The organism is Paenibacillus sp. LHD-117, assembly GCF_030929555.1.
In the GTDB taxonomy this organism is placed as follows: Bacteria; Bacillota; Bacilli; order Paenibacillales; family Paenibacillaceae; genus Pristimantibacillus.
This window is the reverse complement of the sequence record NZ_JAVFVT010000032.1, coordinates 66,613-85,157: the sequence shown is the minus strand read 5'-3', so window position 1 is coordinate 85,157 and position 18,545 is coordinate 66,613. Positions and strand designations below refer to the sequence as shown.

Sequence of the window (18,545 nt, the reverse complement as noted above, 5' to 3'; positions counted from 1 at the left end):
TTTTGCAAGCCTTATTTCCGCATACTGGCCCAAGATTCTCTCCATGACCATGTGGCCGGTTTATTCAAGCATAAATTCTCACAATTACCGGTTAATCTCATGAACTGCATAAGTCATGTATGAAGAAGTAGAAGGAATTGAACACCATATAAGTAAACAAATGGCGTTTTGTATTTCCAGCCTTGTCGGTTTTTTTGAAGATAATCCTCATATAAGAAATTCTTTTATGAAATATCGTAACCAATTAAAAGACAAGTAATGTTAAGAACGTGTTGTCTGAAAGATTCTTCAACGAAAACGTACAGTTTGTTTGACTTATTACGAGGTATGGGGATTAAGTGGGCGCGATAATGCTTTCCTTTTGGCAGTCGAATATAAATCATGGTCCCTTCTCTACTTTCCACCCAAACCTGCCCACCGTGAGCGTTTACAAGCTTCTTTACGATGGTTAAACCTAGACCGCTACCGCCGGTTTTGCGATTTTGGATCTGTCGCTTCGGTCAAAACGCTCGAATATATACGGTAAATCCTCTCCTGCAATCCCAGTTCCCGTAGATCGACCTTTTTTCAAGATAAGCGTCGGAGACCAAATCCATCCCTGTTTCAATTATCGAATTCAAAGTTTCTTCTTTGAGCTCAAACTGAAATTCCGGTGATTCCATATCCGTTAGGTCTTCCAGCCGGCTACCATTTTTGTTAACCGTTCTATTTCTTCGTAACAGGAATGAATACGTTTTGGGGTTGGCTCCCATATCCCATCTTCAAATGCCCGCAAATGACTTTATTAAATTTGGTCAGCGGGGTTCGTAGTTCATGCGCGATTTCTTCAGTCATTGTTTTTCGAAGTTGTTCCTGCATTTGTAACTGCTGAGCCAGTTCATTCAGCGAAGTTCCTAAATCAGCAAGCTCGTTCTTTCCGTCTATTCGAACCCTTGCATCCAACTGACCGTTCGCTATCCGTTCAGTGACCCACTTCATGTCCAAAAGCGGCGTTGAGATACGTTTTGCTATATAAGGAAACCCCTCATTTTTCATGTAAGATACAATGACATCACGAATTTTCTCTTCATCATCAACTACTAATACCGTTATCATGACCAACCTCCGGGAAATGATTAATAATCCCAACCATCCCAATGATAGATGAATTAATTATTTTAAATATCAGAGCATTATTTATATACTGGACAGTCAAAAGTTCTACAACCTTAAGAAGCTAGCAAATCGGCATCAAAACCAGTCGTTTCCTGCTTTTCTTTAATTATTCGTGTTAGGGATAAATGCACGCTCTAAATAGTTAGAACCTACGGCTGTTGTCTGTGCTTCTTCTTGATCCAATGGGAGCTTAGAATGCTTCTGGCTACGTAGTTTAGCCGGTCTTGCATCCTCGTAGCGAACGTCATCCCTCCATATTTGAATCATAGACAGATCAACCTGAATTTTCTTCCCTTTGAGTGACGTGTCAACATCGTAGATGTTGCCTTCGATCTCAACGTAAGCGTCAAATAGCCCCCACCTTGTTATCAAGATGAGGGCTATTGCCTTGGAAGTTTATTCTTGTTTAAATACGCGACAAGTTAGCGGCAGCGACGACGACCACGGAAGCAGCTTGTCCAGCGCATCCGGATCTTTAGGATCGGCTAGCTGGGGCAGCTGTTCAAAGAGATGCTGAAGCGCTGTAAATGGTCGCACTTGCCTTCGCGCCGCGTGGCGTAATCGCAAACATCCAATTCTTTAACTTGAACGACAACGTTTTAGCTTTCAATTTGTTTCCCATCTTTTCCTATTATTCTGTTGGCAACGAGTACCAAATCACGAATATCAATCATCATATTGCCGTCCACATCCGCTGCTTGGGCTGTCTCCCAATCCGCGCTGTCCTTGTCCTTGCCGTAATGTACCGCGACGATAGCGAGATCGCCGATCGATACTTTTCCGTCCTGATTGACATCTCCAGGTATACCGGCAACATCCTTAATTTCGATCGAAACGGATGAAGCTGCCGCATCGGTTTCGGTCCCATCCGCATGGCCAACCGTTGCTTTCGTGACGGTGACCGCGTTGCTGGACGCATCCGCTTCCGACAATGCCTGGTAGCTCAGCTCCAAGATCCGTTCATTGCGGTTAACGGCGTGCTCAGGACCTTCGCTTATGACGATGAACTGAAGGACGCCTGGCGTATCCGTTTGCGAATCAACTAAGCTGATGCCTTCCTTCAACGAAACCGCCGACAGGAATGCCATTACATCCGGGTTGTAGGCGATCGTAATGTGTTGAGCGAATACTTCTTTGCTCAGATGAGCCAGCCCGAATTGAACGGTAAAGGTGTCGCCGGCATTCACGGTATCCGGCGCTGCCAATTCCGACTGAAGCTGCCCCGTTGGAGGTTCTTCTATGTCGCCCTTCCGAACGGTGAATGATAGGGGCGGAACCGCTATCCCACTCCAGTCTCACATCGAACACATGCTCATAAGCCGACGTGTCAATAGAGTTATAAGCTTGCATTAAGCTTCCCGCTTCATGCCAGCCTTCCTCATCCCGAATCGAGACACGGGCATTCGACAGAGTAGACGGACTTTGCAGGATCGTGATTTGATCCAGTTCTGTAAATTTGAACAGCTTGTAATGAAGCTGCCCCGCTTCTGATGTCTCCTGAGGCGCATAGGCGGTTGATAATTTCTGATCAATGGCGAGAACCGCTTCATTGCCCATACTGCCTTGCGGCTCGGCAACGATGACCGGACTTTCCGTTCCTGGTCTGTCAATGCCTTCATTCACGAGAATCTCATTCAGCGCCAGCCAACCTGCGTTATCAACCGTTGTATACAATCGGATGTACCTTGCAGGCTTATGGTCGACCTCCACTCGCAAATACCGGTAGGGCGCAACGTGCTCAGGGAAGTTTTTGCTGCGATCGCCTGGATTGCTGAAGGTATGAATGGTCTCCCAATTCACGCCGTCCACGGATAACTGCAAATCGCCTTGGCGGAAGTAGTCGCCTTCCCCGTCATTAATGACGACGCCGGCATTCTGAACGTTCACGATACCTCCCATATCCACCTGGACATATCTGCCCGGCGTTTGGCGTCCGTTGAACCAAACCTTGGCCTCTAAGCTTCTGTCAAAGACAGCGCTCAGCGAGCCTTGATGTACGCTCGAATAATTATGGGTAACAACGGGATCCGCAAACTTCTCATATTGTACCTGCAGCGTCGTCACATCCATCGTAATCGGCTGCTCGCCTTTATTCACAAGTCTGACATAAGCTGCGCTCGGATATAGGCTGCTTCCCGGCGTGACCGGCTGCCACTCCAGCCCATTCACCGAAGCTTCCAGAACAGCATCATCGGTCGATCGGGCAAGCGTAATATGGGAAATATTCTCGATCGATGTCAGCTTGATGCCTACATACTCTGATGGCCCCAGCGTGATGCCGTTCACATTCGAGAGCTGAGCCGATGCCCCCCCAAAGGTTACAGCTGTATTCGCCAGCTCCGGCACATTCGTATAGATCATCGGCTTCCGACTGTGTTGGTTCACTGCAAACTCTCTTACCGCCGTCCACAAGTCTGGCTTGCCGCCGGGAATTCCCGCATGCGTCAGACGATATCGGATATATTGCGCTTCCACGTCCAGGCCGCCGACTTGAATTCGGAAGCCGGATCTTTCCTCCCCGATCGCCGTCCAGGTCTGGCCGTCCAAGGAATACTCAAGCATGCCTCGTTGGAATATATCATGATCCGTATCCGTTCTGCCCTGCAAAATTTCGATATCCGACACTCGAATCGGTTTGCCGAAATCAACGCCATACCAATCCCCGTTCTTCTGCAACGTTTGGATATACACATTTGTTTTCAGGTCGCCGTCCAGCATGTTCGCAATCCCCGGCAAAGAGCCGTAAGAGCTTGCAGGAAGCGCAGCATAATACGCCGGATCAAATTCGGCATACATGGCTGTATCCAGCTTCTGAATCAATTGATTGGCGAAAGGCGCCAAACGCTTTGCTCCCGCTTCCACAATTTGAGGCTGCGCACCCAGCACTTCTCTTGTAAATGTTTTCGATTCGGCCATTGCCTTCGATGCTTTCGCAAGCGCCTCCCAAGCTGCTTGATTATCGCCGTCCTGAAGCGCGATCGCCGACTCAACCGCATATTTGTCAGCCAGAACGACGAAATACAAGCTATTGAGCCACGGCTCTATTTCATCCATCAAGCTTGGATTATCGAGCTTTGTCCGGAAGCCTTGAATCGCTTCGAGAATATGATTAAATTGCGCAATCAGCTCATTCCCGGCTGCCTGTATCGAGGCGCCGCTATTGTACGCGGATAGAAAAGCCTCAAGCTGCGCTTTCACATTCTCGGATTCGTCAAATACAACGCCGCGGCCATTCGGTGACGGATCGCTCATATGATAAGCGATCGTGTTATACTCCTCCGCCACTTCTTCTTCAATATACTTGAAGGAATCCCGCCAGCTCTGCCCATTGTCGAAAGCATCGACATTCCAGGTATAATCCGCAACGCCGAACAACGCGATCTTGGAAAGCTCCGCTTGCTCAAGCGGGTTGGATACGATTCCCGAGAAATTATCGGTGCCCGGCGCAAGCATCGGAACTTTGCCGAGCAGCAGCCGGTTTTTTTTGTACCCGTTAACCGGATAATTGAACCAGATATAAGGATCTCTGCCGATCTCATCCTTCACCCATTGATTCTCGGATGGATTGACCCCTCCGATAACATCATTGCCCGTCCACATGATTTCGACGTTCTCAGGTACTGCTCTCAAAGCCTGCAAATACGGCTTTCCGCTCTCGCCTGTCCAAGCCTTGTTGTAAAACGGAGGACAATAAATTAATGATTTCACATCGCCTTTTCCCGCAGCCCAATTCGCGACATCCGTTACGAGCCGGACATGCTTATCCTTGTCTGTAAGGGATTGTCCCGTGCTGATATCGTCCATAAACAATCCGAATTGACGGACGCCGACGCTGTACAGCTGCTCCAGCTTTGCAATCAGGGTCGCCAGCTCAGCCTCGTAATCATTCCATTTGATCATGCTGAAGCCCGGATGAATGGCCCAAACAAACTGTGTTTTGGATTCGTGCCCCACATCGACAAGCTCCTTGATCTTTGCCAGCTCCGCTTGCGGATAGAGCGTTCTCCAAGCTGAATTGTGATATAGGTCATCCTTCGGGGCAAAAATATAAGAATTCATTTTGATTTTGCCCCCAAAACGCATGAGGCTCATCCGATCCTCATGAGACCAAGGGAACCCGTAGAAGCCTTCTATAAAGCCCCTCCACTTCGAATCGGCGAAATCCTCATAGAGAACGGACTTCACGGTGGTGTCGTCCAATTGATCGAATATCATGTTCAGAGTCGCAAGTCCGTAATACGCCGCATCGGTTGAAGCGCCCAGAATGGCGATCGACCCCTTCGCTTCAAGCTCACCGTCGATAACAAGCACATAAGCATCCTCTTCCTCGAAGACGGCTTCGTCGTAATCGATACGTGATGCGAAATAGCGGTCAACCACGCCGCCGGAGCCTTTTATACCGATAAGCACATTGGTTTTATCCGGTGAAACCCCGGCAGACCTCGAAGCTTGAAGCGATTTGGATGCAAGAATGGCATTCAGCCGATTTCTTGTCGATTGATCGATCCCATCCTCCAGAACCACATTCACGCCGCCGGTCAGCTCAAACTCCGAGCCTGAATAAGTCTGTTTCTGCGGAATGGGGTAAATCTCATATGAATCCTGGATCGCTGCGTTTGCTTCCGGACTTGCCGCGCTTATCTCCGCAAAGGCTCCGGCGGTCATTACGACCGCCAGAACCAATCCCATTACCCGTTTGAGCATTCTTACTCCTCCATTTTTTTGATGACTTAACCAAGAATAACAGAGGCTACTCGGACAAGATCCGCAATATCAATCCTTCCATCCCTATTGACATCCGCTTTTTTGATTTGCTGCCAATCCAGACTTGCGGAATCCTTGCCGTAATGAGCGGCAATCATGCCGAGGTCGCCGATGCTTACATCTCCATCGCCGTTTAGATCCGGGCTGCCCTCTTGCAGAGGCGTAACTTCGATATTCATGTCCGCTAATCCGATCGCTGTTTCATTCCCTTCTGCGTCTCCCAGCAGAGCAGCGGTAATCGCAATGGCGCCGGTCGAACGCTCCTCTGCCGTCTTCGCGCGGAAGGTAAGCTCGACGATTCGGGAATCCTCTGCCACTCCATGCTCTTCACCCATGCTGGCCAGAATAAGGCGCAGTACGCCGGGCTCAGATTGCTGCGACTCCACTACTTTGAGCCCTTCAAATAAGCTTGCTGCCGAAACAAAGTCAAAGCGGTCGGCATCGAAGGCCAGATGAATATCCTGAGCAAAAGCCGCTTTCGGCAAATGTTTAACGCCTGCCTGAACCGCGAAGGCTTCCCCGCTCACAACCGACGCTGGTCCTTCCAATGTTACGGTAGGCGAATCTTGCTCCTCCTCCACAAACGGCAAATATTCGAAAGCGTCCACCATTGCAATGGTGTTGGACGATGCGCTGTTTTTGGTTCCTTTGACGACCACTTTAATCGTGTGGACGCCGCCGGGCAGATTGTCCCTCTCGAACAGCACTTGCTGCTTGTTGGTCGTCGGCGCATAACCGTCGACATTCTCAGCCGCGAGCTCTCCGTCGAGATAAACGTCGAATCGTCCATGATTCGGCTGCAGCGCGCTAATAAATTTGATCCGGGTGCCAGTAAACGTAAATTCGGCGGAAGCTCCCGCTTGATTGCTGAAGCTTTCGGTTCCTTGATAGTTGCTCGGGTTGCTGTACGGACCCCATGTTCCCGTATAAACAATGGAGGCATCGCGGTCATCGACCTTTATCAGCAGTACAGGCGGCTTCACCTGCGAAATAATTTTGTACTGCCCGCCCGGCTGTGTCGCGAACGTGATGACATCGCCATTCACCGAATAGGGCACGGGCTTGTTATTGCTGACCCCAACAACCTTGATCGCATCCTTTTGAACAAAATCCTTATATTTCACCTTTGCCTCGTTGCCTTTGTTCGAGGTAATGATCGCTTCCCGCAGAATCGTTCCTTCCCATGTCATATCGACCTCGAAAGCGCCTCTTGCCACAAGTCCTTCTACGCTTCCAGCGGCCCAAGCAACAGGCATAGCCGGGAGCAGGTCAATCGTACCGGTATGACTCTGCAGAAGCATCTCCGCCATTCCCGAGGTTGCACCAAAATTGCCGTCGATTTGGAAAGGAGGGTGCGTATCGAACAAATTCGACAAGGTGCTGCCTCTTAATTGTTCGCCCAGCAGTTTATGCGCGCGGTCGCCGTCCAGCATGCGGGCCCACAAATTGATTTTGTTCGCTTTGCTCCATCCCGTCCCGCCATCGCCGCGGGCGTTCAAGGTGACTCTTGCCGCAGCGAACAGCTCCGGCGTATCGACCTTATTAATCAAGGTTCCAGGATATAGACCAATGAGATGGGAAATATGACGATGCTGATCATTCGGGTTGTCAAGCTCTCCCTTCCATTCCTGCACCTGGCCCCAAGCGCCTACCTGCGGCAGCCACAGCTTATCGCGCATGGCCTTAACCTCTGCTCGCAATTGTTCATCCACGCCCAGAACCTCGCTGGCTTTCACAAACTGCGTGAACAGCTCCCAGATCAGCTCCTGATCGTAAGAAACTCCGATCCCCACATCTCCTTGCTCCGGGGAATACGAAGGAGATGACACCAGGCTGCCGTCTGTGTCTTCCACGAGATATTCGGTCCAGAACAGCGTTGCTTCCTTAATAATGTCGTACAGCTTATTCTCTAGAAGCTGCTCATCGCCGCTAAATGCGTAATGATCCCACACTTGCTGCACCATAAACGCGCCCGCAGCCGGCGACCATCCCCAGTAGAAGTCGGAGCCTGGCGCCGTATATCCGAACGGATTGTTGACGGTATGAACGACCCAGCCTTCGCCTTCAATGCCATGATGCCTTTGCGCGGTTACGCGGCCCGGTTCGCGCAGCGAATCGATGTAATCGATATAAGGAATATCGGTTTCGGCCAGATTCACGACCTCCGACGGCCAATAGTTCATCTGCACATTAATATTCGTATGGTAGTCGCTATTCCAAGGCGGGTTGTTGACATGATTCCATACCCCTTGCAAATTCGCCGGCAGCGACCCTTCACGCGATGATGCGATTAACAAATAACGTCCATACTGGAAAAATAGCGCCTCCAAGGCTCTCTTCTCGACTTCCGTACCGTTAGCTTTATATTTGCCCAGCAGCTCGTCGGTTGGAATCTCAGGAGTCGCCCCGCCCAAATCCAATGAAACCCGATGGAACAGCTCCTGATAATCGGCCAGATGGGCATTTCGCAGCTGCTCGAAGGATTTGCCCGCGACGGCGCTCATGACGGACTCCACTTTGGCCTTTGGCGTCACTTCGCTCTTGTAGGTCGGAAAATCATTCGCGTAATCGGTGGCCGCCGACATCACAATCGTCACCGCGTTAGCGCCTTCGACCGTAATTTTCCCGCCAGCCGCCTTTACCGTTCCGCCTTCGTTCTTCACCTTAAGCTGAGCTTCATACCCCATCTTATTGCTCGGCACCTGTCCGCCGAGCACAAGCGTATCATTGCCTTGGAACCGCTACAGAATGGGAAGGCTGCGCGCCTGTCATGCGCACGTCAAAGCTCAGAGGATGATTATTGTCCGTTGTCAAACGCATAACCATCGCTTTGTCGGGATAACTGAGGAAATATTCCCGCTTATAATTCACGCCGTCCATCGTATAGGACACTCTTGCCATTGCATCCTGGATGTCCAATTCACGACGGTAATTGGTGTACGTTTTGGGAGCAGCGTCTTGTCCGATTAGCTTCATCTCGGATAATTGAATTTGCGTGCCGCCTTTCGTCACGAGGTCAAACTTGTAAAACTTATAGGCCGTATTGTTCGTAAAGCTGTAGGTTTTCGTTAATTTTCGTGACGCAAATTCCTCATTCGTTCTTGTATCCAGAACGGTCCACTGCACTCCGTCATTGGAGCCCTTCAAGGTCCAGTCCTTCGGGTCCCGGTTCGGCACATCATTCCCCGATGTTAAGGAATAACCGGTAATGACCTTTGCCTCGGCATACTCCCATTGAATCCAGAACGGAGGTTTTCCGTCTCCGGAATACCATTTGGTGTCAATAGAGCCATCCGTCAGCTTCTCTACGCCTTCCTCGTTCCTGCTCCACTCCTCCGAACACCATGCCGCCCATATGTCCGTTGCCGATCGGCAGCGCTTGGGTCTCCCAGGCCGTAGCCGGCTGGCGGTACCATAGGGCAAGGTCATTCTCCGAGGATCCCGCTTCCGCCGCTTGCAGAGAAGAGTCCGCATAGACTTTGGAATAGCTTCCTCCCATTGTTTGAATGAGGGCACTTGCGAAGATGGAATAAGTCATGAGTACAGATAATAGCAGAGCGGTTCTGGCTGCCAATCGATGGGTGTGCTGATTCATTAGACGCTTTCGCCTCCTTATTGTTCGTTACTGCGTCTCAGCTGCGGGGATATTTGAATTATTGTTCAATAATGGCCGAAGCAACGGCTGCGAGATCAGGCAGATCGATAACTTTGTTCTTATCGAGGTCTGCATGCTTGATCTGGGCCCAATCCGGACTAGCGGACGTCTTGCCATAATGAGCGGCGACGAAGCCGAGGTCTCCGACGCTGACCTTGCCGTCCTTGTTGATGTCGGCTGGGATGCCAACCGGAATCGAATGGACTGCAATATCGACTGAGGCTGGGAGCGCGCCCACTTCAACGCCAAGATCATTCCCTAACGCGGCATGTGAGATCGTGACCGTACTAGTCGTGTCATCTGTCACATCCTTGGCCTTGAAGCTGAGCCGGACCAGCTGCAAGTCTCCTTCAAGGGCATGGCCCGCCCCTTCGCTAGCGGCAATTATACGGAGCTTGCCGGCGGAGCTTGCGCTGTCGACTAATGCCAGACCGCTCTTGATGGACTGTGCCGATACAAACTCCAGCACGTTGGCATCGTAATCCAATGTCATCTCAAGAGCGTATACCGAGGCAGGAATCTGCTTGAACCCTGCCGTTAGCTCGACGTTCTCTCCAGCCGTTACTTCGTTCCGGTCCGCTTCAATGGTCGATTGCAGCTCATCCCGCGGCTCTTCCAGCTCTTCGGCTTCGACCGCAAACTCACGGATGATGACCCATTGCGACTGCGCGGCTGTCGAGCGAATTCGAACATATCTCGCCTCAGTGCCTTCTTCAACAGTCAGATCAGCCTCCGGCTGGCTGCTAAGCGTCGCTACGGTCTCCCATTCCTCGAAATCCTTGGAAACCTCAATGACGCCATTGCGAATGTAGTCATTCGGTTTATCCGGCTTCGACATAAGCAGCTTGATTTGTTTGACATTCTGCACAGTCTGCAGGTCAATGCCGATATAATCGCCGACAAGAGGCGCAGCGTTTGACCAGAACACGGTATCGTTCTTGTCATCGACAATATGGCTAAGATGATTCGATTGATAAGTGCCCATCGTCGAGATCATCGGCGCATGCTTCAATTCGCCGCGATACATGTCATAGATCCAGTTCGTGTTTCCGTAGCCCGAGATGTATTCGCGAATGAGATAGGAATTTTGCAGAATGATGCCATCGAAGCGATGCGCGTTCATAACGTTTTGCGCCTGCGCTCTTGAAGCTGCCATGCTGGCGTTGTCGCCGAGCAGCCGGTAATAATCCACACTTACATCTGCGATCGCAAATTCGATATTCCATAGGAGCCGCTCCGCCATGTAACTCTCTTTGCTGCCGTCTGCCGTCTTGGTCAGTGCGCTCTCCAGCTGCTCTTTCGCTTGCAAATATTTGGTTCTCATTTCCGTTACCCGCGTCGCATTATTCATGTCGCCGGTCGGGGAGTTATAGATCGACCTGCCCGCTTCCTCTACGAGTCGGAAATACTCCTCCATTTCGTCAGCCGCAGCCCCGTATCTGCTTTGAATATAGTCCTGAATCAGCTCCTGGGCATTCAGGTCGGCGTTCCATGACATTTTCGCAAGGATGATATGGGTGATTTCGAAGGTAATCCAATCGCCGGGCTCCGAGTAGGTGCCGATGCCGTCCATCCCGAACTGTTTGTAGTAAGGAAGCTCCTGGCCGATCAGCTGCGGGAAAACAACCGGAAGGGAGTGGAACGCATAACGGCGATAATATTCATACATCGTAAAGGTGCCTTCGAACTTATCCTTCCAGCTGTTGATTTGATTAATGACGGATTGGTTAGCCGGTGAAAATACGGAATCCCGATAGCTGCGGAAATAAGGCGCAAAATCGATTAAGACGGATTCATCGTATTGGTATTCCGCGCTCGGCGGATTCACATGAGTCGCGTAGGCGATCGCTTCTATCCGAACGCCCGGCAATTGCTCTTTCACAGCCGCATGCAGCTTATTGACGACGTACGCGTACGCATTGGCGCTCGTGCCGAACTTGGCCAGCACAGCCGGAGGCCAAGTCGCGACATCGGGCGGCCAGGAGTCGAATATCCCGATCTCCGGACGCGCCTTCAAATAGGCGACAACCTCGTTCACGTACGTGTCCACCGCTTCTTCATTGGCAATGTTGAATACGTTGTAGCCGGAGACGAACCATTCCGGATGCGCCGCCCCGTATTTCTCGCGGGTCAGGAAGCTCTCGAAGCCGTGCCCGCCGACCTCCACGATCATTCCGCGTTTCTCGAGGTCGTCGATAAGCTCTTCACGCCAATCGTCCCATCGGGTGTTTCCTTGCGCGATATAATCGTAGGGAACAACAAGCGTATTCAGCTTGTTTTTGGCCATCCAGTCAATGAGCTGCGGCAGATTCTCCGCCGTATGGCTCCAGCCTTCCTCGACATACTTCCTGCGGAATTCGAAGCTTGGCTCGGATAAGCCATTCATGTCCGGCACCGTCAATGTGCCAGATGACGGCACATACTCCGCATTTCCTTCGTAATAGTCGAATGCCGGAGCAAAAAATTCCACGCCTGCGCTCTCCAGCAGCTCATAGGCCGAATATAAGGTGCCGCGCTCATTAACCCCTGCAAGCACCATTCGATTCTGCTGCGTCTCCGCTGCGAATGAATCATCCGCCGCATCGGCAAGCGAAGCATTGGCCGAGGCGAGCCACTCCGCCGGTATATCGATCGGCCCGTTGCCGGAGACTAGCGCGTCCGCTTCTTCTCCGCTCACGATAAGCAATGCGCTGTCCATATGATTCAGCAGGGCAACGCCTTTGCTCGTTACCGACCCTTCATATACAGGAATTTCCGTTCTCGTTATTTGCATGACGTAGCTCTGGATTTCTTCCGCCGCAAAGGCAGCAGCCTCCGATTCACTCGCTTTGCTCCACCAGATAACGGCAGATTCGCTCTGACGATTAGACACCAATGTCAGACCCTCTCCAGCCGCAGCGGCGGCAAGCCCGTCTGCAGATGCCCGGGGACTCATATACACCGTTTGTGCCAGAAAGCATAGGACGAGGGCCAGACTAATCAGCTTCATTCTGAATGTAGGGATCAACAATAAACACCTCTTCTCGTTCGATTAATGCGGGGTGAGCTAGCGCCCGCCCCGCTATCTTTTCAATCATTCCTGCAAAAGCTTGCTGGCAAGCTCTGCAAGGTCAAGGATATCCACTTTACCGTCGCCCGTAATATCCGCACGCTTCGCAACGGACCAATCCGGGCTGTCCTTCGTTTTGCCATAATGAGCGGCTACGATACTGAGGTCGCCTATGCTTATTTTGTTGTCGCCGTTCACATCCGGGTCGGCAGGGACGAGGCTTGGTGTCACCAGGACCGCATGGGAAGCCAGAGCGATATTCGACTCGCTGCCATCCGCAAAGCCGACCAGCGCCTCTGTCGTTCCGATCGTTCCGGAGGTTTCCTCCTCCGTCTCCTTGGCTAGCCATTCCAATTCAACAAATGCCCCATCGCCATGGATCGCATGCTGAGCGCCCAAGCTTGCTACGATAAGCTTCAGCTTTCCGGCCCCATCCGCTTCCGCGCTCACGATCTTCACATGCTCCAGCTTCGATTCCGCCCGGACAAATTCGAATTTGTCCGCATCGTACGCGATTCGCACATCCAGAGCCTGCACCGGCTTCGTTACTTGCTGTACGCCCAAATCAACGGCAAACGATTGTTCCGCCTGCACAGATGCCGGTCCATCCAGCGTCATCTTGGTCTGCTCCGGTGTACCATCGTCATCAAGAATGAAATGTATGTTGTATTCTACCGTCTTCAAGCCATCCTCCGATTTCGCAATAACCTTGGCCGTAGCTGGCGCCGTAACGGCAGGTACGATCGTAATGCTTGTGTTATCCTCCCCTGAGGCTGTAATTTCAGGGATGTCGTCCATACTTTGAATCCGCGCTTCATAGTCATAATGACTGCCGCTTGGCACAAAGCCGTCGATGATGCTGCCGCCATCCAGCCTAATATCAGCAATCGCCGGCTCGCTGCTTGCAGCTGCTGTTTTGGTAAACACGTTAATTTCTGTGATCGCCAGACTTTTGCCGGCTTGTGCCGTCATGTCTACTCTTAACGCCGATGTTCGTACCGGGTCGAACGTATACCGGTTAGCCTCGCCTAATGTCGGAGAAGGAGGAGAGCTTTGCATATGAGTTACATCCAGCCAGTTGTCGCCGGATTTATATTGGATTTTGAACGATGCCGGATAAGAGGTGCCGCTGTCACCAAACCAATGAATGTCCATGTTGTCCACGACATGTTCGACAGGTCCGAAATCGCCGAACGTAATCGATACGGAGTCCCCTGAACGCGGGGTTCGCTGCCAGTTAGTCCATCGATTATGCGGAGCATCTCCATACGAGACCACGCCATCATTAACTGCTTCAATTCGGTCAAGCGATGCGGGCCCGTTGTTCGTGAAGGTAGCTTCGGCTTTCGGGTAATCGTAGCCTTCCTTCGCTCTAGCAATGTTGCGTTCGCTGCCAACCTGGTCGGTGACCCGAATGCTCGCCTTGGCGATCAAGAGCGTTCCCTCTACCGTACCCGTAACGACGAACGTCCCCACAGTACCCAGGCTGCCCTCCGGCCATTCCTCCCAATGAACGGCCAGCTGCTCCTCCGTCCCGTCGCTGAAATATGCCGTTACCCTATCCGGCAAATTCGGCGTCCGATTGCGCAGCACCGCCATGGAGATATTGTCCACAGCCAAGATGCCTTTGACGACTACTTTGGCCGATGCTTTAAGCGTGGTGCCCTCTACGCTGCCTAACACCGTGAACTCTCCCAGCTTGCCATATTGAGCCGGGTCGATCGGTTCCCAAGCTACCGGAACCTCCTTCGGAAGCCCCGTGTTGTAATGAGCGAGAACCGCAGTCGGCAGAATCGGCGCTGTGCCGCGATCAACAACGACCGTGACAGGCTCCAGCCGTTCAATGACTTTCTCTGCCGTATTCGGCGTGATGGTAACCGTAAATGCCGGCGTCTTCACGGTAATCCCTTTGTAAACGACCGTTGCCGTCACCTTCGCTTCTCCCTCGCTCAGAGCGTAGAGCTTGCCGTTCTCGATCTTAATGATGCCCGGATCAAAAGCGTACGTTGGATTCGAAGCCGTCAAGTCGATGGACTCGCCGCTTTCCAGCAGTCCAATGACTTTCAGATCCACCGTATCGTCTTCCACAAGATCCGTCCGCTCTGCTTTCAGCTCCGCTGAAAGCAGCTTCGGCTCTTCCATGTTCATACGAATGACATATTCGGGCTCAGCAAGCCCATCCTCCGAAGTGACAACGATTCGAGCTGCTCCCGGAATGGAATGTGCCGGAACGATGGTGGCCACTGCGCCGTCTGCTCCGAAGGCTTCAATCTCTGGAAGCTCGCTTCCATACGGCAAAGTAATCGCATATTCATCCTTGCCGGCGTCGAAATCCGCTAACGCTTCATCATTTACATGAATGCCGCTAAGACGAGCCGTTGTGCCGACAGCGAACTTCTCCGCATAAACCTCAACTTCGGTTAAAGCCGAAAACTTGCCCGCTTGCGAAGCTTTTAAATGAAATTTCAATTTGTCGGTTTTGACGGTGTCAAATTTAATTTCATTTAATTGTTTGGTATAAGGAACGGGATTCGTTTGATTGCTCACATTCGCCCATGACGAGCCGTTCCAATACTGCACGGTAACGGCACTCGGTACGACGGTGCCCGAATCCGTGAACACATACAGATGTAAGTTATTGATGGCGTAGGCTTTGCCAAAATCAATCGTGATGGCGTCTCCTCCGTCACGCGGCGTGCGCGTCCAGTTCGTCCATCTGTTTTTGGGATTATCCGTGTAGCTCTTTATGCCGTCGTTGATATGATTCAGATTGTCCGCCGGTGCCGTAAAGGTCGCCTCCAGTTTAGGGTAGGTCGAACCTGGTTGACGAAGCATGAGATTCTCTCTCTCGAACTCACCCGTTACTCGAACCGTTGCCTTCGCCCGGATCGAGGTTTCCGCTACGCTGCCCTCCACGATAAAGCTGCCCGCTACCGCTACTTGCTCCTCGCGAATGGCATCCCAGACGACTGCAGCGTCCTTCTCCCTGCCATCGCTGTACAACAGGCTGACTTGGGCCGGCAAAGTCGGTATCACGCCAACCTTCGTCACAACGGCTTGAGCTTTCACTGCCGCCACGCCGGTTACGGTTACGACTGCAGCCGCCTTTTTCGAGATGCCTTCCACGGTGCCTTCTACCGTAAATTGACCGATCTTCGCATATTGAGCAGATTCTATGGCGTCCCAAGCAACTTTTTTTGTTGCGGTTGACGAATCGCTGTAATAAACATCAACGGACGCCGGAAATTCCGGCGCTTGAGCGACCTCCGTCGCAACCTCTACGACCGCAAAGCCGATGGCTTCGGGCTGACCGTTCTCATCGCCGGAAACCTTAAACACCTTCGCCGAATCGCCAAGAAGACCCGATACCTTCGCCGTAATCTGCATTTCTCCAGCCTCTTCATCCGACCGGATAATCGCCAAGGCTTTGCCGTTGAAAGCCTTTCTTTTGGTATCCTTGAATCTCTCCACGCTGGCCGCGTTCCCGTTGTCCACACCGGCAAGCTCGCCGCCCGACAGAGTGAATTGGATCAGATGGTCTGCGGTAGGCACAATGTTGCCTTCGCTGTCTACGATATCTGCCGTAATAAAAGACAGATCCTCGCCATCCGCCGTCATGACATGCCGATCTGCCGTTAATCGAACAGCCGCCGGCGCCCCAGCCGTAACGACCTGATCTCTGGCAATGATTTCGCCTGCTTCATTTTTCGCCACAGCCTCCAGCGTTCCCGCCTGGAATGGCACCGCCCACTCCAGATACGTTTTGCCGTCCGTTGTTTCCTTATAGGGCACTCCGAATGAGGTTGTTTGGTTCACATAGCTTCGTTCCCCAAGTGATTTACCATTCAGAAACAATTCGACCTTCTGGGCATTGGTGTAGGCCAATACGCGAACGGAAGTCCCTGCCGTCCAGTTCCAATGCGGCAGCAGATGGACCATCGGTTCGGCCGTCCATTGGCTTTGGTAGTAATAATAAATATCCTTCGGGAAGCCCGCTGTATCGACCGCGCCGAAATACGAGCTCTTCGCCGGGTAGGAGTTGTAGTAGGGAGTCGGCTCGCCGATGTAATCAAATCCCGTCCAAATAAATTGACCTGCGATGTGCTTCAAATCCCGATCGCGTTTCCAAGATACCTCCGCTGTATTTCCCCAGCCCACAACATCATTATCATAGGAGGACTGCTGATAATCAGCGTAAGTTCGCATCCTGTTGTATTCATAGGGATGCGTGTATACGCCTCTCGAGCGCGTAGCCGACGACGTCTCCGATCCGTACAGAATCCAATTCGGATACGTCTCGTGATAGCCGGCATAATTGTTCTCCGCATAGTTCAGTCCTACAACGTCAACCGCGTCCATAACCGCCTTAATATTCGCGGAGGGCAGCGACATATTGACCCCATCGCCCCGAATCGCGTTTTGTCCGATCGTAGTCGGTCTCGTCGTATCGACTTCCTTCACCCATTGGTTCAATTTAACGGCCGTTGGACCGCCGGAAGCGCTCGTCGCGTCATAGACCTCATTGCCAAGCGACCACATAATGATGGAAGGCTCATTCTTCCCGCGATCTACCATTTCCTTAATATCGTGCTCCGCCCAAGTAGATTGGTAACGATCGGACCATACCGAGAAGAACCGGGCATAATCGTAAGTCTTCTTGCTCACATTCCAAGCGTCGAACGCTTCTTCGATGACCAACAGCCCTAGCTCGTTCGCAACCTCGATCAGCTCGGGCGAAGCCGGATTGTGAGTCGATCGGATGGCATTAACGCCCATATCCTTCATGATCTGCATTTGCCTCTCGACGGCACGATCATTGATAGCCGCTCCAAGAGCGCCCAGATCATGGTGCATCGATACCCCATGCAGCTTCATATACTCGCCGTTTAAGGAAAAGCCCTCATTGTTATCGAACTCGAAATATCGGACGCCAAACCGCGTTTCATACGTATCGACGATCTCGCCTTGAGCGATAACCTCCGAAACCAGCGTATAGCGGTAAGGATTGTCAAGGCTCCATAACGTCGGGTTATCGATAACACCTTCATCCTCGAACACGGCGACCGCATCAGGCGCTGCTGTCTTCGCTGCCGACTCGACTGACGACACTGCTATGCCCGCCTCATCGTAGATCGTGGACTTCACCTTGATCGTTGCCGGCTGGCCGGAGTCATTCGCCACCTTCGTCTGGATGCTCACATCTGCTCGGCCTTCTGCATAGGCGTCTTCCAAATTCGGTGTCGTTACGAAAGTCCCGTATCTCGCGACATGAACAGGATTCGTCACAGTTAAGTAGACATTCCGGTAGATTCCGCTGCCGGAATACCAACGGCTGCTCGGCTGGGTATTATTGACCTTTACGGCAATCACATTTTCTCGGCCGTCCGTATAGACAAGATCGGAAATATCATAGGAGAAGGCATTATAGCCGTATGGATAAGTGCCGAGCAGCTGCCCGTTCAAATACGTCGAACTGTTCATGTAGACGCCGTCGAAGTCGATCGAGATGCTCTTGCCTGCCATGGACTCCGGAAGCTTGAACGTCTTGCGGTACCACCCGATTCCCCCATCCAGAAACCCGCCTTCATGCGTTGCCGGGGAATTCGGATTGAAGTCGAGCTCGATGCTCCAGTCATGGGGCAGCTTCAGCTCCCGCCATGCGCTGTCATCGAAGGCCGGAGCTTGCGCTCCGGCGATGCTGCCATTCGTTTCTCTTTGAAAACGCCAATTGTCGTTAAAGTTAATTTTTCTATCTTCGGAAACTGCCCTTTCGCTGCCGACAGTTGACAGAGCGGGAAACGAAGCGGCGGATACGGGGTGTGCGGCCGCAGACCATGTAAAGGAGGTGAACAGCATAGCTGTCATGACTGAGATGGCTGCGCTTTTTTGGACCCATCGAAGATTGAACATTGGCTATCCTCC

Annotated in this window: 9 protein-coding genes and 1 pseudogene; all 10 read right to left on the bottom strand. The window is 51.9% G+C overall.

The window, feature by feature from the left end; genetic code table 11:
- Positions 1-224: 224 nt before the first annotated feature.
- The 10 genes and pseudogenes from RB620_RS22325 to RB620_RS22280 all read right to left on the bottom strand — a co-directional run bounded on the left by RB620_RS22325 (position 225) and on the right by RB620_RS22280 (position 18,533).
- Entirely contained in the window at positions 225-446 is a 222-nt protein-coding gene (locus RB620_RS22325; RefSeq protein ID WP_308098239.1) for an ATP-binding protein, read from the bottom strand.
- A 259-nt stretch (positions 447-705) separates the two neighbouring features.
- Positions 706-1,095, bottom strand: coding sequence for a HAMP domain-containing protein (locus RB620_RS22320; protein WP_308098229.1), 390 nt, complete (start codon positions 1,093-1,095; stop codon positions 706-708).
- A 456-nt stretch (positions 1,096-1,551) separates the two neighbouring features.
- Positions 1,552-1,735, bottom strand: a pseudogene (locus RB620_RS30530) (IS66 family transposase); the annotation flags it as partial.
- Between the two features lie 19 nt (positions 1,736-1,754).
- A complete protein-coding gene (locus RB620_RS22310) occupies positions 1,755-2,243 on the bottom strand; it encodes a dockerin type I domain-containing protein (protein WP_374121449.1) in 489 nt (162 codons plus the stop codon).
- Complete coding sequence (locus RB620_RS22305) at positions 2,194-5,859, bottom strand: beta-N-acetylglucosaminidase domain-containing protein (protein WP_308098227.1); 3,666 nt, start codon at positions 5,857-5,859, stop codon at positions 2,194-2,196. The genes RB620_RS22310 and RB620_RS22305 overlap by 50 nt, the downstream gene beginning before the upstream one ends.
- A gap of 26 nt (positions 5,860-5,885) precedes the next feature.
- On the bottom strand, positions 5,886-8,606 hold the full coding sequence (locus RB620_RS22300; RefSeq protein WP_308098225.1) for a glycosyl hydrolase family 95 catalytic domain-containing protein: 2,721 nt from the start codon (positions 8,604-8,606) through the stop codon (positions 5,886-5,888).
- Between the two features lie 37 nt (positions 8,607-8,643).
- Positions 8,644-9,219 carry a glycoside hydrolase N-terminal domain-containing protein gene (locus RB620_RS22295; RefSeq protein WP_308098235.1) on the bottom strand — a complete coding sequence of 192 codons (576 nt, stop codon included), beginning with the start codon at positions 9,217-9,219 and terminating at the stop codon, positions 8,644-8,646.
- Complete coding sequence (locus tag RB620_RS22290; protein ID WP_308098223.1) at positions 9,200-9,514, bottom strand: glycoside hydrolase N-terminal domain-containing protein; 315 nt, start codon at positions 9,512-9,514, stop codon at positions 9,200-9,202. Before RB620_RS22290 ends, RB620_RS22295 begins: the two co-directional genes overlap by 20 nt.
- A 58-nt stretch (positions 9,515-9,572) precedes the next feature.
- Positions 9,573-12,584, bottom strand: coding sequence for a DUF4838 domain-containing protein (locus tag RB620_RS22285; protein WP_308098222.1), 3,012 nt, complete (start codon positions 12,582-12,584; stop codon positions 9,573-9,575).
- A 63-nt stretch (positions 12,585-12,647) separates the two neighbouring features.
- Entirely contained in the window at positions 12,648-18,533 is a 5,886-nt protein-coding gene (locus RB620_RS22280) for an Ig-like domain-containing protein (RefSeq protein WP_308098220.1), read from the bottom strand.
- Positions 18,534-18,545 lie beyond the last annotated feature (12 nt).

Excerpts from the sequence above, each read along its gene's own strand:
- RB620_RS22305 (WP_308098227.1), bottom strand. The coding sequence starts at position 5,859 with ATGCTCAAACGGGTAATGGGATTGGTTCTGGCGGTCGTAATGACCGCC.
- RB620_RS22310 (WP_374121449.1), bottom strand. The coding sequence starts at position 2,243 with ATGGCATTCCTGTCGGCGGTTTCGTTGAAGGAAGGCATCAGCTTAGTT.
- RB620_RS22300 (WP_308098225.1), bottom strand. The coding sequence starts at position 8,606 with ATGGGGTATGAAGCTCAGCTTAAGGTGAAGAACGAAGGCGGAACGGTA.
- RB620_RS22290 (WP_308098223.1), bottom strand. The coding sequence starts at position 9,514 with ATGAATCAGCACACCCATCGATTGGCAGCCAGAACCGCTCTGCTATTA.
- RB620_RS22280 (WP_308098220.1), bottom strand. The coding sequence starts at position 18,533 with ATGTTCAATCTTCGATGGGTCCAAAAAAGCGCAGCCATCTCAGTCATG.
- RB620_RS22320 (WP_308098229.1), bottom strand. The coding sequence starts at position 1,095 with ATGATAACGGTATTAGTAGTTGATGATGAAGAGAAAATTCGTGATGTC.